Annotated in this window: 13 protein-coding genes and 1 tRNA gene; 13 read left to right on the top strand and 1 reads right to left on the bottom strand. The window is 40.2% G+C overall.

All coding sequences use genetic code 11. The features are described from left to right. The first annotated feature begins 156 nt into the window (after window positions 1-156). The 7 genes from FFM57_RS08450 to yjeM all read left to right on the top strand — a co-directional run bounded on the left by FFM57_RS08450 (window position 157) and on the right by yjeM (window position 6,102). A complete protein-coding gene (locus FFM57_RS08450; RefSeq protein WP_137600077.1) occupies window positions 157-696 on the top strand; it encodes a LemA family protein in 540 nt (179 codons plus the stop codon). A gap of 157 nt (window positions 697-853) precedes the next feature. Further along, window positions 854-1,351, top strand: coding sequence for a P-loop NTPase family protein (locus FFM57_RS08445; RefSeq protein WP_137600076.1), 498 nt, complete (start codon window positions 854-856; stop codon window positions 1,349-1,351). A 154-nt stretch (window positions 1,352-1,505) separates the two neighbouring features. After that, on the top strand, window positions 1,506-2,486 hold the full coding sequence (locus FFM57_RS08440; RefSeq protein ID WP_137600075.1) for an aldo/keto reductase: 981 nt from the start codon (window positions 1,506-1,508) through the stop codon (window positions 2,484-2,486). 34 nt (window positions 2,487-2,520) lie between these two features. Beyond that, window positions 2,521-2,910 carry a hypothetical protein gene (locus FFM57_RS08435; protein WP_137600074.1) on the top strand — a complete coding sequence of 130 codons (390 nt, stop codon included), beginning with the start codon at window positions 2,521-2,523 and terminating at the stop codon, window positions 2,908-2,910. A gap of 162 nt (window positions 2,911-3,072) precedes the next feature. After that, window positions 3,073-3,609 carry a ClbS/DfsB family four-helix bundle protein gene (locus FFM57_RS08430; protein ID WP_137600073.1) on the top strand — a complete coding sequence of 179 codons (537 nt, stop codon included), beginning with the start codon at window positions 3,073-3,075 and terminating at the stop codon, window positions 3,607-3,609. A 30-nt stretch (window positions 3,610-3,639) separates the two neighbouring features. Further along, window positions 3,640-4,110 carry a hypothetical protein gene (locus FFM57_RS08425; RefSeq protein ID WP_137600072.1) on the top strand — a complete coding sequence of 157 codons (471 nt, stop codon included), beginning with the start codon at window positions 3,640-3,642 and terminating at the stop codon, window positions 4,108-4,110. Between the two features lie 396 nt (window positions 4,111-4,506). Further along, entirely contained in the window at window positions 4,507-6,102 is a 1,596-nt protein-coding gene (gene yjeM / locus FFM57_RS08420) for a glutamate/gamma-aminobutyrate family transporter YjeM (RefSeq protein WP_246023475.1), read from the top strand. A gap of 51 nt (window positions 6,103-6,153) precedes the next feature. Here yjeM and rpoN read toward each other — a convergent pair whose 3' ends face one another. Continuing rightward, window positions 6,154-7,467, bottom strand: coding sequence for an RNA polymerase factor sigma-54 (gene rpoN / locus FFM57_RS08415; protein ID WP_246023473.1), 1,314 nt, complete (start codon window positions 7,465-7,467; stop codon window positions 6,154-6,156). A 77-nt stretch (window positions 7,468-7,544) separates the two neighbouring features. Between rpoN and FFM57_RS08410 the strand changes: the two genes are divergently transcribed. From FFM57_RS08410 to eno, 6 genes are all read left to right on the top strand, one after another. Continuing rightward, window positions 7,545-7,616 (top strand) — tRNA-Arg (locus FFM57_RS08410). Between the two features lie 445 nt (window positions 7,617-8,061). After that, window positions 8,062-9,096 (top strand): sugar-binding transcriptional regulator, encoded by a 1,035-nt coding sequence (locus FFM57_RS08405; protein WP_137600071.1) that lies wholly within the window; start codon window positions 8,062-8,064, stop codon window positions 9,094-9,096. 41 nt (window positions 9,097-9,137) lie between these two features. Further along, window positions 9,138-10,139, top strand: coding sequence for a type I glyceraldehyde-3-phosphate dehydrogenase (gene gap / locus FFM57_RS08400; protein ID WP_137600070.1), 1,002 nt, complete (start codon window positions 9,138-9,140; stop codon window positions 10,137-10,139). Between the two features lie 92 nt (window positions 10,140-10,231). Continuing rightward, window positions 10,232-11,431, top strand: a complete 1,200-nt coding sequence (locus tag FFM57_RS08395) for a phosphoglycerate kinase (protein WP_137600069.1) — start codon at window positions 10,232-10,234, stop codon at window positions 11,429-11,431. An 18-nt stretch (window positions 11,432-11,449) separates the two neighbouring features. Then, window positions 11,450-12,205, top strand: coding sequence for a triose-phosphate isomerase (gene tpiA / locus FFM57_RS08390; RefSeq protein ID WP_137600068.1), 756 nt, complete (start codon window positions 11,450-11,452; stop codon window positions 12,203-12,205). Between the two features lie 95 nt (window positions 12,206-12,300). Next, a complete protein-coding gene (gene eno, locus FFM57_RS08385) occupies window positions 12,301-13,599 on the top strand; it encodes a surface-displayed alpha-enolase (protein ID WP_137600067.1) in 1,299 nt (432 codons plus the stop codon). The last annotated feature ends 110 nt before the right edge of the window (window positions 13,600-13,709 follow it).

Here is a 13,709-nt window from a genome sequence, read left to right as displayed (position 1 = left end):
ACTAGAGTCTATGTTTTAAAAGTAAGGAATCAAATGGATAAGGTTAAACGAATTTACACAAAATTATTGACACACCCTTATCTTTTTCCCCGCAAGGTGAGTAAAAGCAAACAAGGATAGAAACATTTTTAAATTTTAGGAAAGGAGCGTCAGAAAATGATTCTAATCATTATTTTGGCAGTCATTTTATTAGTAACGCTTGGCTGGTTAATTACGACTTCTAATAATTTTAAGCGCTATGAAATAAAAGTAGCTGAAAGTTTATCCGGGATAGAAGTCGCGTTGGCGAAACGTTACGATGTTTTAACAAAGCTCTTGGCCACCACTAAAAAATTTGCACAACATGAAAAAGAAATGTTACGGGAAGTCATTCAATTGCGTCAAGGCATGTCCATTGGTGAATTAACACACGTCACTCAACAAATGGACCAGTTAACAGAGCGGATTAATTTGACTGCTGAAGCGTATCCCGAGCTGCGTTCTAGCGAAATTTTTCATGAATTACAACGAGGGATTCGCGATGTCGAGGAACACTTACAAGCGGCTCGTCGCGTTTACAATGCACATGTTGCGCGCTACAACACCTCTCTAGTCGTATTTCCGGCTAATAAAATCGCTAATTTCCAACAACGACAAGCAAAAGAATTTTTTGTAATGGAGGAGCAGCAATGTTCAGATGTGTTAATTACATTTTAAGGAATAGTCCTCGTAAAATAGTTCTGCTCGAAATAGGTCAGGCTAAAACTTAGTATCAAAAATGTGTAAGCACTTAAGGGTGAAAATCGCGCTTGAGTGTTTTTTTGTTGTGGAAAAGTGTTAGGATAGAAAATAGAAAGTTCAGTGGAGGTCAGTAATGAAAAAAATTATCGTGATTGGCAGTCCTGGTGCCGGAAAAAGTACCTTTGCTCGCAAGTTGCAGGCCGTTACCCGGTTACCGCTATATTATTTAGATTTATTGTGGCATCGAAAAGACCAAACAAATGTTAGTGCGACAGCATTTGATGGGGCACTAGAAAAAATTTTGGCAACAGACGAGTGGATTATTGATGGCAATTACTTGCGGACAATGGAACGGCGGCTAGCTGCTTGTGACACAGTTTTTTTGTTGGACTATCCTTTAGACGTTTGTCTTGCTGGAGCGCAAGCACGCATTGGCCAAAAGCGGGTGGACTTACCGTGGGTTGAAACGGAATTTGATGAAGAATTTCGGCAATGGATTTTATCTTTTCCCACAGAACAATTGCCAACAATTTATCAACTACTAGCTAAGTATGGTGAAAATAAAAAAATAATTATTTTTAAAACGCGGGCAGCTGCTGAACGTTATTTGCGAGAATTACCAGAACAGTGACTAGTGATGGAAAGAGTAGCTGTAGCATTCAGGACTATTGTTTTGTCAGTAGACTAATTACAGCACAGATTGACTTTACCTAGTTTGCTCGTTATACTAACCTCACGAAGAAAACGTTTTATAAAAATTTATTAGACACATTAGGAGGCACAAAATGGAACAAAGAATCTTTGGTAAAACTGCAAAAAAAGTTTCGGAGATTGGTTTAGGCACGTGGCAATTGGGAACGAAGTGGGGGGATCCTTTTAACAAGCAAGAAGCGCAAAATATTTTGCAGACGGCTTATGAAAGTGGGATTAACTTAATTGATACGGCCGATATTTATAACGGAGGCCAGAGTGAGCAAGCCATTGGTGAATTTATTCGGGATAAAAAGCACGAACTATACATCGTAACGAAGTGTGGCCGGGGCTTGAACCCCCATACAGCCGAAATGTACACACCTCAAGCGCTGGAAAACTTTATCGACGGCAGCTTAGGACGCTTAGGCGTTGAAAAGTTAGACATGGTTTTACTCCACTGCCCACCAAGTTCTGTTTATCAAAAGGACGAAGTGTTTACCGCGCTAGATAAAATCAAAGAAAAAGGAAAAATTGCTAATTACGGTGTTAGTATCGAAAAAGTTAGTGAAGGGCTAGCTGCTCTAGAATACCCCATCGCCGCTATTGAAGTGATTTTCAATATGTTCCGTTTGAAACCAACGGAAGAATTATTTGTAGCCACGCAAAAAAATAAAGTAGGTATCTTAGCGCGAGTTCCTCTAGCTAGTGGTTTATTGACCGGCAAGTATGATCAAAACACAAAATTTGGTCCCCAAGACCACCGTTCCTTTAATCGCAATGGCGAGTCCTTTGATAAGGGGGAAACTTTTTCTGGTGTACCTTATGAGTTGGGGTTACAAGCTGTCGCTGCCTTGAAAAAACTTTTTCAAACAGAAGACTTAGCGCCTTACGCCTTGCGTTATATCTTAATGCATGAGGCGGTCAGTGCTGTAATTCCTGGGGCGAGCCGGGCCAGCCAAGTTAAAGCGAATATTCGGGCAGCAGAATTGCCACCATTAACGCCGGCACAGATGGCGGGTGTCCAAGAAATTTATGACCGCTATGTGCGGGCAAGTGTTCATGCCAATTGGTAAATGAAGACGTGTTAAATTTTTGGAGGACGTTCCATTGAAGAAAATGAAAGCAGATCGAAAAAAAGATTTTTTAACTTTGGGGTTAGTTATAGTAGTGGGTATTGTGATCACCTTAGGAGCTAAGTTCGCCGGAATATGGACCGACTGGTTGAAGTTGCCAGTTTTTCTTAGCATTTATCTTGCGGCACTTTTTCCTAGTGTTTTACGCCAACGAAAAATGCGCCAAAAAATAGCTGCCTTATGTAAAGTTTTGCCAGTATCCATCGAAGAAGTGCGGACAATGGGAAAGCTTGGTCGCTATGACTTATTAGATTGGAATTGGTCCAAGGCTTTTATTTCTGTCGAGCAATTGTATCTTTTGGAAGAAGCGCTAGAAGAAAAATATGTAGCAACCTTTGGCACTCCATTTGTGCTAGAAAAATAATAATCAGGACGTGGAGAACTCTATCCAGCATGCCGAGCTGTTTTAGCAGAGCATGAGGGTAGTGCTGTCTTCACGTCTTTTTCTTTAGGAAAATATTTGGTGCCCGTCAAGGACCATGCTACACTTAAATTAAATCCAAAAATAAATGTTAAGGAGCACTTTATGGCTAGACCAACAAATAAAAGCGAATTACTTGCCGCCGCCACGGCGCAGTTTGACCAGATGTGGGCGTTGATGGAGCGTCTACCACAGGACACCGCCTTCACTTTTTCTATTACGGAAAAAGATAAAGAAGCCCATTGGCAGCGGGATAAAAATTTACGAGATATTTTGATTCATTTGTACGAGTGGCATCAACTGACGCTAAATTGGCTGGCCGCTAACCGCAATCAGAACCAGCAACATCCAGTGCCCTTTCTTCCAGCGCCGTACTCTTGGAAAAATTATGGGGCCATGAATATTGGCTTTTGGGAAAAGCATCAAGGGACCACTTATGAAACAGCACGTCAACAGCTACTCAATAGTCACGAAGCTATGCTTCAAGTTATCGCGAGTTTTACGGATGAAGAGTTATTTACTAAAGCTTATTTTAAGTGGAGTGGAACCACCAGTGTTGGGAGTTATTTGGTTTCTAGTACCAGTAGCCATTACGCTTGGGCAGCTAAAAAGGTAAAGCGGCAACTTAAAGAGTCAGCCTAAAATCAAGGAGAAGAAGGCGGAGGGAAATAGATGATTCATTTGGTATACTGCGATAATGTAGGTAAAAAAGGAGCGCGTACTTTAGATAAAATTATCAGTGGGCATAAAACGATGATCGTGCGGGGGGCAGCAGGGCGTAAGATTCCCCATAGCCGAGTGCAGGTGGGGGAAACGTTGTATTTTATGGAAAAAGGTAGCTTGAAAATTAGTGCTAAAGCCGTTGTTACCCAAGTAGAAAATTTTGTGAAATTGACAGAAGAAGAAATCAATGAAGCTTTTTTGCAGCGGCGCGATCAATTGGCTTTAAGTGAGAAACAACGGACACGTTGTCATAAGAAGTGTCTGTGTTTTGTGACCTTTAGTGAAGTAGCAATAATCACACCTTTAGCTTTTCATCATCAAGGAAACATGGACGATTGGCTCATTTTAGATAAAATTGACGATGTCGTTGTGGGAACGAGTATCCCTTATAATTATGACAACTCTCGTTTCAAAAAATGAGAGGTACGGAATGAAAACAGCGTAGTGCTTTCAAACTACGCTGTTTTTGTATAACAAAAAAGTAGGAAATGTTTTTTTGAAAATGATTATGCTGGTTATTTTATCAGAATCAAATAGCGGAATGCTCAGAAAATATTGTCAGATAATTCAACGCTAATCCTAATTTGTGGCGATTAGAACATTTGTTGTTTATCCCCAAAAGAAAAAAATTAAAATAACGATTTGTCTTTATTAAAAATAAGCAAACGCTTTCTTTAAGGGATAATTCTTTACTAAGAACTAGCGGCCAAGCGTTGTTTCCACCACAAAAATCTCGTTATAATTTAAGTGTCAACAAGAATACTAAAGGAAAGGTGGGTCGTTGTTTTAAACTATAACGAAGTGGAGGAAGTGCTCATGTCAAAACCTAAGAAACAAAAATTAACTCTGGTCTCATTGATTTTAATGATTTTTACTTCTGTTTTTGGTTTTACCAACATTCCCCGCGCTTTTTATTTAATGGGTTATGCGTCAATTCTCTGGTACATTTTAGCCGCCGTTACTTTTTTCTTGCCGTTTGCCTTTATGCTTTCTGAATACGGTGCGGCTTTTAAAAGTCGTAAAGGGGGAATTTACTCTTGGATGGCAGAATCATTTAATCCCAAGTTTGCCTTTATTGGGACTTTTATGTGGTATGCGTCATATATCATTTGGATGGTGAATGTCGGTTCAGGGATTTGGATTCCTTTGTCGAATGCCATTTTTGGGGTAGATAAAACACAACAGTGGACACCTTTTGGTCTATCCGGGGTACAAACTTTAGGAATTCTAGCGATTTTTTGGATTAGTTTGATTACCTTTGTCTCTTCAAAGGGCTTAGACAGTATTAAAAAAGTAACCTCAATTGGGGGCAGCGCGGTTGCCTTAATTAATGTTGTACTCTTTTTAGGTGGACTAACTATCTTACTTTTAAATGGTGAAATGGCACAACCTTTGAGTCTAAGCGCCTTGGTGACTTCGCCTAATACTTCTTATACCACGATGATTCAAGTTTTCGGCTTTTTAGTGTTTGCGATTTTTGCTTATGGGGGCTTAGAAGTAGTAGGTGGTTTAGTCGATGAAACCGAAAATGCTGAAAAAACATTCCCTAAAGGAGTGGCGATTTCAGCAGTGGTGATTGCCATCGGTTATGCAGTAGGAATTTTCATGATGGGAGCTTTCACCAACTGGAACTTCGCCTTCACGCAATTTTCTGATGCCGAAGTAACCTTGGGCAATGTGGCTTATATTGCCATGAACAACATGGGCTATCAACTTGGCTTGGCTTTGAATCTGTCTAATGCTACGGCAGTTACGATGGGTGTTTGGGTGTCGCGTTATATGGGACTTTCCATGTTCTTAGCTTTATCAGGCGCTTTCTTTACTTTAATTTTTTCACCACTGAAACAATTAATTGAAGGAACACCTAAGGAAGTTTGGCCTAAATTTTTAACGAAGACTAAAGAAGATTTACCGATTAACGCCATGAAAGTACAAGCGGCAATTGTGATTGCCATCATCGCTTTAGTTTCTTTTGGGGGCAGCGGTGCAAAATATTTCTTTGAAGTTTTAGTTTCCATGACCAATGTTTCCATGACGATTCCGTATATGTTCTTATCTATTGCTTTCATTGGTTTTAAAAAGAAAAAAGAAATTGCAAAACCATTTGAAATTTATAAAACGCAAAGTATAGCTAATGTCGCTGTGGTGGTGGTGACTTTCGTTGTTGGTTTTGCCAACGTCTTTACGATTTTGCAACCAGCGTTAAATGGTGATGTGACAGGAACGATTTATTCCATCTTAGGACCGGTAATTTTTGGAATTGTTGCGGTAGTAATGTATAATCGCTACGAAAAGAAACGGGTACAAGTGGTGCAAGTCATCGAGCCGGAGGTAGCAAAAGAAAAAATACCGACTACACACGTTACTGAAAAACAAAATGAATTAAAAAATAGTGCTTCTTTAGAAGAGTAAGGGCAAAAAAAGACCTGACCAACACGCTGCTGTTGGTCAGGTTTTGTGGTTTTAATAAAAACGTTTTCGTTTACTGGTGCTAGGAATCCCCAAACTTTCGCGATACTTGGCGACTGTACGGCGAGAAATTTCAATATCTTCAGCACTTAAAAGCTCACTTAATTTTTGATCGGAGAAAGGTTTTTGTTTGTTTTCTCCTTGAATAATTTCAATTAAACGTTTTTTGATTTCTTGGTTAGAAGTGCTTTGCCCTGCAATTGCCGAAACAAAGAAAGTGCGTAGTTCAAAAATACCAAAATTTGTTTTTAAATATTTACCATTCACAGCGCGAGAGACAGTAGATTCGTGAATGCCAACGGTATTGGCAATTTGTTTTAAGGTTAAAGGTTTTAAAGGATGTTCGTTTTTGATGAAGAAATCTTGCTGCGCCAAGACAATGGCTCGACCTACTTCAGCAATCGTATTCCGTCGCTGTTCTAAGGTTTTTGTCAGCCAATCATATTCTTTTTTCTTGTTGGTTAAATAGGCCAAGACTTCTGGGTCACCGGTCGCCGTCATTTTTTCAAAGTAGTTACTTTGAAATTTTAATTTTGGTAAGCCCGTTTGTAAGTATTGCAAAGTCAGCTGGCCATCCTCTTGAGTGACTTCCAGTTCAGGAATAATAAACTGATCGTCAATTTGACCAAAATGTGCTCCAGGGGCAGGAGAGAGCGTTTGAATATAGTCCATAATTTTTTGAATCTCGGCTAAATCAACTTGATAGTGCTGCGCAATTTCCAACCAGTGCCGATCCGCTAAGTTTTCAAAATGTTCTTCTACGACAATATAAGCTAAAGGCGGGGCTTCTGGATCTCGTTCAATTTGCAGGAGTAAACACTCTTGCAAATTACGAGCACCGATACCTGCCGGATCTAATTGCTGGATTAGCGTTAAGGCATCTAAGGCGATGATGTCGGTAACGCCAGCTTTAGTGGCAGCCTCAGCCAAAGAAATTGTCAGGTAGCCATTTTCATCCATAAACTCGACTAAAAAAAGCATCATCTTACGAATTGGAGTATCACGATAGTTTAAATGGACTTGGTCTAATAAATATTCAAACAACGAAGTGTAATGATCAGGGGTAGGGACCATCCCGACTTCAAAGCTACGGGCGTTACTACCGTTAGTGGGACGATAGTCATTTGTGACGGGAGCAAGACTAGTGCTGACTTCAAGCAATGGATTTTCGTTCGCTTTATCCATGATGAAGGCGGCGAGCTCTTCTTGATTTTTTTGTAAAATCGCGATGGCTTGCTGCATTTGTTGGGTTAAGGCCAACTTTTGCGTTTGTTTCTGGCTGACGTTTAATTTTAAACCTTGTTCCACAATTTATCCTCCTTCAATTTTTTTGAAATTTAGACTTGTATTTTTTGCGAAAATAGAGTACATTAATAAATGTGCTTGCGTCCTTAGTGTAGTGGATATCACGTAAGATTCCGGTTCTTGAGACGGGGGTTCGATTCCCTCAGGACGCGTTATAAAAAGATGTCATTGTGACATCTTTTTTTGTTTTTGCCGTTGAAAAAAAATTTTCCATCAGCGTTGTCCCCTGAAAAGTATACCATATTTTACGAGACAAAAAAATTTTCTGGAGTTTTTTACTGACGGCAAGAAAAAAGAGTAGGGACTTAGTGAAAAAGAAACGTTACTTTTAGTTAGTCTGAAAGCAGTCGCCAAACAATGAACCAGCAAGGCTGGCTTTTTTTATTGCGGAAAAAAGAAAACGCTTTGAAAATAAATTAGCCAAAATTCACGGAGGAATGATGGCTTTTCCCTTGTCAGGGTTGTGAAAAAATGCTAATATTACGTCGTAGGGTTGTTTGCGAAAAAGAAATTTTTTCCAACCTTGCCTTTTTTTTGCAAGACATGGGTCGTTATCAGTCTGGGTTGGTCACAAAACGTCCAACAAAGGAGGCTCTCATGGAGCAAGAGTGGAAGTTGCTAGAATCCCTTGCCCCAGAAATGACAAAAAGCATTTTAGAACGTTATCAAATTTTGCGTAATATCTTTTGGATGCAGCCGGTGGGACGTCGCACTTTAGCTGAGAAGTTAGGTGTGTCTGAACGAAGTCTGCGCACCGATACAGATGATTTACGGCAACAAAATTTGTTAGTAGTTTCTAAAAGCGGTATGCACTTAACGCCAGAAGGTTTAGCCGTGGTGGAAGGTTTGAGTCAATTGGTGGATGCCATCGGCGGCCACAATCAAATTCAACGCCGAATTCAAAAACTTTTTGGAATTCGCGAGTGTATTGTCATTGCGGGTAATGCGGATACAGAAAAACAAATTTTAGCCGAGTTTGGGAAAATTGTTAGTCAACTTTTAGATGAACATCTGCCCCACAAAAACAACATTATCGCGGTAATGGGTGGCACAACTATGGCCACTGTTGCTTCACATATGTTGCCTTTAGAGCATGAACGACACAATGTTTTTGTTCCAGCTCGTGGTGGGATTGGCGAGACCGTGAATATTCAAGCCAATGCAATTTCATCAGTGATGGCACAAAAAACCAAAGGCCATTATCGTGCCCTATATGTACCTGAGCGTGTGAGTCCCGAGACTTATAAGTCTTTACTCCAAGAGCCGGCAGTACAAGAGGTAGTGCAATTAATTGAAAAATCCGACTGCGTCATATATAGTATTGGTAGAGCGCTTCATATGGCAGCGCGACGCAAAATGTCTGATCAAGAGCTTTCCATGCTGAAAGAAAAACACGCAGTAGGGGAAACGTTTGGCTATTTCTTTAATGAAGTAGGCGACGTCGTGTATAAAATTCCTAGAATTGGTCTGCAGCTTCATGATCTAGAGGAAATTCCATTAGTCATTGCGGTTGCGGGGGGCAAGTCCAAAGGTAAGGCCGTGAAAGCCTATCTAAAAAATGCACCTAAACAAACATGCTTAGTCACGGACATGGCATGTGCTAACGAGATTTTAAAAGGGGAAACCCTTTAAAATAAAAATTTTTCTGATTTTCTAAAGGAGGAAATCTACACATGACAGTAAAAGTAGGTATTAACGGTTTCGGACGTATCGGACGCTTAGCATTCCGCCGTATCCAAGAAGTTGAAGGAATTGAAGTTGTTGCCATCAACGATTTAACTGATGCTGCACAATTAGCTCATCTTTTAAAATATGACACAACTCAAGGTCGTTTCAACGGAACCGTTGAAGTCCATGATGGATACTTCACTGTAAATGGTAAAGATGTTAAAGTTTTAGCTAATCCAAACCCTGAAGAATTACCTTGGGGCGAATTAGGAGTTGAAATCGTGCTTGAATGTACTGGTTTCTTCACTTCTAAAGAAAAAGCTGAAAAACACTTAAAAGGTGGCGCTAAACGTGTTGTTATCTCCGCTCCTGGTGGTAACGATGTTCCAACAATCGTTTATAACGTTAACCATGACACTTTAACTGGTGATGAAACAGTTATTTCTGGTGCTTCTTGTACTACCAACTGTTTAGCTCCTATGGCTAAAGCATTAAACGACAACTTCGGTATTGTTGAAGGTTTAATGACAACTATCCATGCTTACACTGGTGACCAAAACACATTAGATGCTCCTCACAAAAAAGGTGACTTACGTCGTGCCCGTGCTGCAGCTGCTAACATTGTGCCTAACACAACTGGTGCCGCTAAAGCTATCGGTCTTGTAATCCCTGAATTAAAAGGTAAATTAGATGGAGCTGCTCAACGTGTTCCTGTTCCAACTGGTTCTTTAACTGAATTAGTTTCTGTTTTAGACAAAACAGTTACTGTTGAAGAAGTTAACGCTGCAATGAAAGCTGCTTCTAACGAATCTTATGGTTACAACGTTGACCCAATCGTTTCTTCTGATATCGTAGGCATGACTTACGGTTCATTATTTGACGAAACTTTAACTAAAGTAATGACTGTTGGCGACAAACAATTAGTGAAAACTGTTGCTTGGTATGACAACGAAATGAGCTACACTGCTCAATTAGTTCGTACTTTAGAATACTTCGCTAAATTATAAGAGTTAGTCTTTTGTATTAACTTAATGTAGTTTAACTAAAAGCGGGAAGGCTTGTCGCTTCCCGCTTTTTTTAATAAAGGAGGACAAGTTTCATGGCAAAAGTAACAGTCAAAGATTTGCAAGAACGTGGCGAATTAAAAGATAAAAAAGTGCTGGTACGGGTCGACTTTAATGTGCCGATTAAAGACGGCGTCATCACTAATGACAACCGGATTGTCGCAGCTTTACCAACGATTAAATTCATTACTGAAAATGGCGGCAAAGCGATTCTCTTCTCCCACTTAGGTCGGGTGAAAACAGAAGAAGACAAAGCTGGCAAATCTTTAAAACCAGTCGCTGAACGTTTAAGCGAACTTTTAGGTAAACCAGTCGTCTTTGTGCCCCAAACTCGTGGCGCAGAATTAGAAGCAGCCATTAACAAAATGCAAGATGGCGATGTTTTAGTTTTCGAAAACACACGTTTTGAAGACATTGACGGCAAAAAAGAATCAAAAAATGATCCTGAATTAGGTAAATATTGGGCCTCTTTAGGGGATGTTTTTGTCAATGACGCTTTTGGTACCGCACACCGGGCTCACGCTTCTAACGTGGGAATTGCTTCTAACTTACCATCTGCTGCTGGCTTCTTAATGGAAAAAGAAATTACTTTCATTGGGGATGCTGTGGAAGAACCAAAACGTCCTTTCGTAGCTATCTTAGGTGGAGCAAAAGTTTCTGATAAAATTGGTGTCATTGAAAACTTAATCGCCAAAGCTGACAAGATTTTAATCGGTGGTGGGATGACCTATACTTTCTACAAAGCTAAAGGCATCGAAATCGGGAACTCTTTAGTAGAAGAAGATAAAATTGAATTAGCGAAAGAAATTATTGCCAAAGCTGGCGACAAATTAGTCTTACCAGTGGATTCCATCACAGCTGGGTCTTTCTCTAACGACGTGCCAACTGAAGAACACCCTTGGGATGTACCAGAAGGTCAATTAGGTTTAGACATCGGTCCTGAAACCATCGCCTTATTCGCGCAAGAATTAGCTGGCGCTAAAACTGTTGTTTGGAACGGACCAATGGGTGTCTTTGAAATGAGCAACTTCGCCCGCGGTACGATTGGCGTTTGTGAAGCCATTGCTAACCTTGAAGGAGCTACAACTATCATTGGTGGTGGGGATTCAGCGGCTGCCGCTATTCAATTAGGCTTTGCTGACAAATTCACCCACATTTCAACTGGTGGCGGTGCTTCCATGGAAATGTTAGAAGGTAAAGTATTACCAGGTTTAGCAGCAATTTCTGACAAATAAGAAAAGAGGATTCCATTTATGCGTAAACCAATTATTGCCGGTAACTGGAAGATGAATAAAACAGCTAGCGAAGCCAAAGACTTTGCTGAAGCTGTAAAAAATAATTTACCAGCTAGCGACTTAGTCGATTCTGTCATTGGTGCTCCTACTTTATTCTTACAAGAATTAGTAGCTAGTGCTAAAGGCACAGATTTAAAAATTTCAGCTCAAAACTGTTTCTGGGAAAACGAAGGAGCTTTCACTGGTGAAACTTCACCTAAAGCTTTAAACGATTTAGGCGTTGACTACGTAATTATTGGTCACTCTGAACGTCGGGAATACTTCCACGAAACAGATGAAGAAATCAACAAAAAAGCCAAAGCAATTTTTGCTAATGGCATGTTACCAATCATTTGCTGTGGTGAAACGTTAGAACAACGTGAAGCAGGCATCACTGCTGAATGGATTTCTGGCCAAATTAAAGGCGCTTTAAAAGATTTAACAGCAGGGCAAGTATCTAGCTTAGTCATCGCTTATGAACCAATCTGGGCTATTGGAACTGGTAAATCTTCCAGCGCTGAAAATGCTGATGAAACATGTGGCTTAGTACGGCAAACAGTTGCCGAACTTTACGGTCAAGACGTAGCGGACGCTGTACGTATCCAATACGGTGGCTCAGTAAAACCAGGCAACATTAAAGAATACATGGCTAAAGTTAATATTGACGGTGCTTTAGTTGGTGGAGCTTCTTTACAAGCTGATTCTTTCTTAGAATTATTGGAAGCAGTGAAATAGTTACTATTTCCATTGCATTTCCTGTGCAAAAAATTTATCATTAGAGATAAGGGATTCCCCTTAAAATAAACAAAACTCAAAGGAGAGATTTTGAAATGTCAATTATTACTGACGTATACGCTCGCGAAATCCTTGATTCCCGCGGCAATCCAACAATTGAAGTTGAAGTTTACACGGAAAGCGGCGCATTTGGTCGTGGTTTAGTACCATCCGGCGCTTCTACTGGTGAACACGAAGCTGTTGAATTGCGTGACGGCGACAAAGCTCGTTATGGCGGTAAAGGGGTCCAAAAAGCTGTAGATAACGTAAACAACATCATCGCTGAAGCAATCATTGGTTACGATGTTCGCGACCAAATGGCGATTGATAAAGCCATGATCGAATTAGATGGCACTCCTAATAAAGGTAAATTAGGGGCTAACGCTATTTTAGGTGTTTCTATTGCCGTAGCGCGTGCTGCCGCTGATTACTTGGAAGTTCCTTTGTACCACTACTTAGGCGGCTTCAATACTAAAGTTTTACCAACACCAATGATGAACATTGTTAACGGTGGTTCGCACTCTGATGCGCCAATCGCTTTCCAAGAATTCATGATTATGCCTGTTGGTGCACCAACATTTAAAGAAGCATTACGTTGGGGCGCTGAAACATTCCACGCTTTGAAATCGATCTTAGCTAAACGTGGCTTAGAAACTTCTGTTGGGGATGAAGGTGGTTTTGCACCTCGTTTTGACGGAACTGAAGATGCTATTGAAACCATCCTTTCTGCTATTAAAGCAGCTAACTTAGAACCAGGAAAAGACGTTATGATTGGTTTAGACTGTGCTTCTTCTGAATTTTACGAAGACGGAATCTATGACTATACTAAATTCGAAGGCGAAAATGCTGCTAAACGCACTGCCGCTGAACAAGTAGATTACTTGGAAGAATTAGTTAACAAATACCCAATCATCACTATCGAAGATGGTATGGATGAAAATGACTGGGAAGGTTGGGTTGCTCTTACTGAACGCTTAGGCAAAAAAGTTCAATTAGTAGGGGATGACTTGTTTGTAACCAACACTGAAATCCTTTCTAAAGGGATTGAAATGGGCGTTGCTAACTCTATCTTAATTAAAGTTAACCAAATCGGTACTTTAACTGAAACATTCAACGCAATTGAAATGGCTAAAGAAGCTGGCTACACTGCTGTTGTTTCTCACCGTTCTGGTGAAACAGAAGATTCCACAATTGCCGACATCGCTGTGGCAACTAACGCTGGCCAAATCAAAACTGGTTCTTTATCTCGGACTGACCGGATTGCTAAATACAATCAATTATTACGGATTGAAGACCAATTAGGTGATGTTGCTGAATACAAAGGTATCAAATCCTTCTACAATTTAAAAAAATAAGTTTTTAACGCTTCAATAGTCAAAAGAATGTATTCTTTTGCGTGTCCCGACGTCAGGCTGACACTTCTTCTTTGGGAGAGGTGTCAGTCTTTTTTGATAAAAAAAGACTA

This window comes from Enterococcus nangangensis, from assembly GCF_005405245.1.
GTDB lineage: Bacteria > Bacillota > Bacilli > Lactobacillales > Enterococcaceae > Enterococcus_J > Enterococcus_J nangangensis.
Note: the sequence above shows the minus strand (reverse complement) of the source record. Positions and strands in the feature narration are given on the sequence as shown.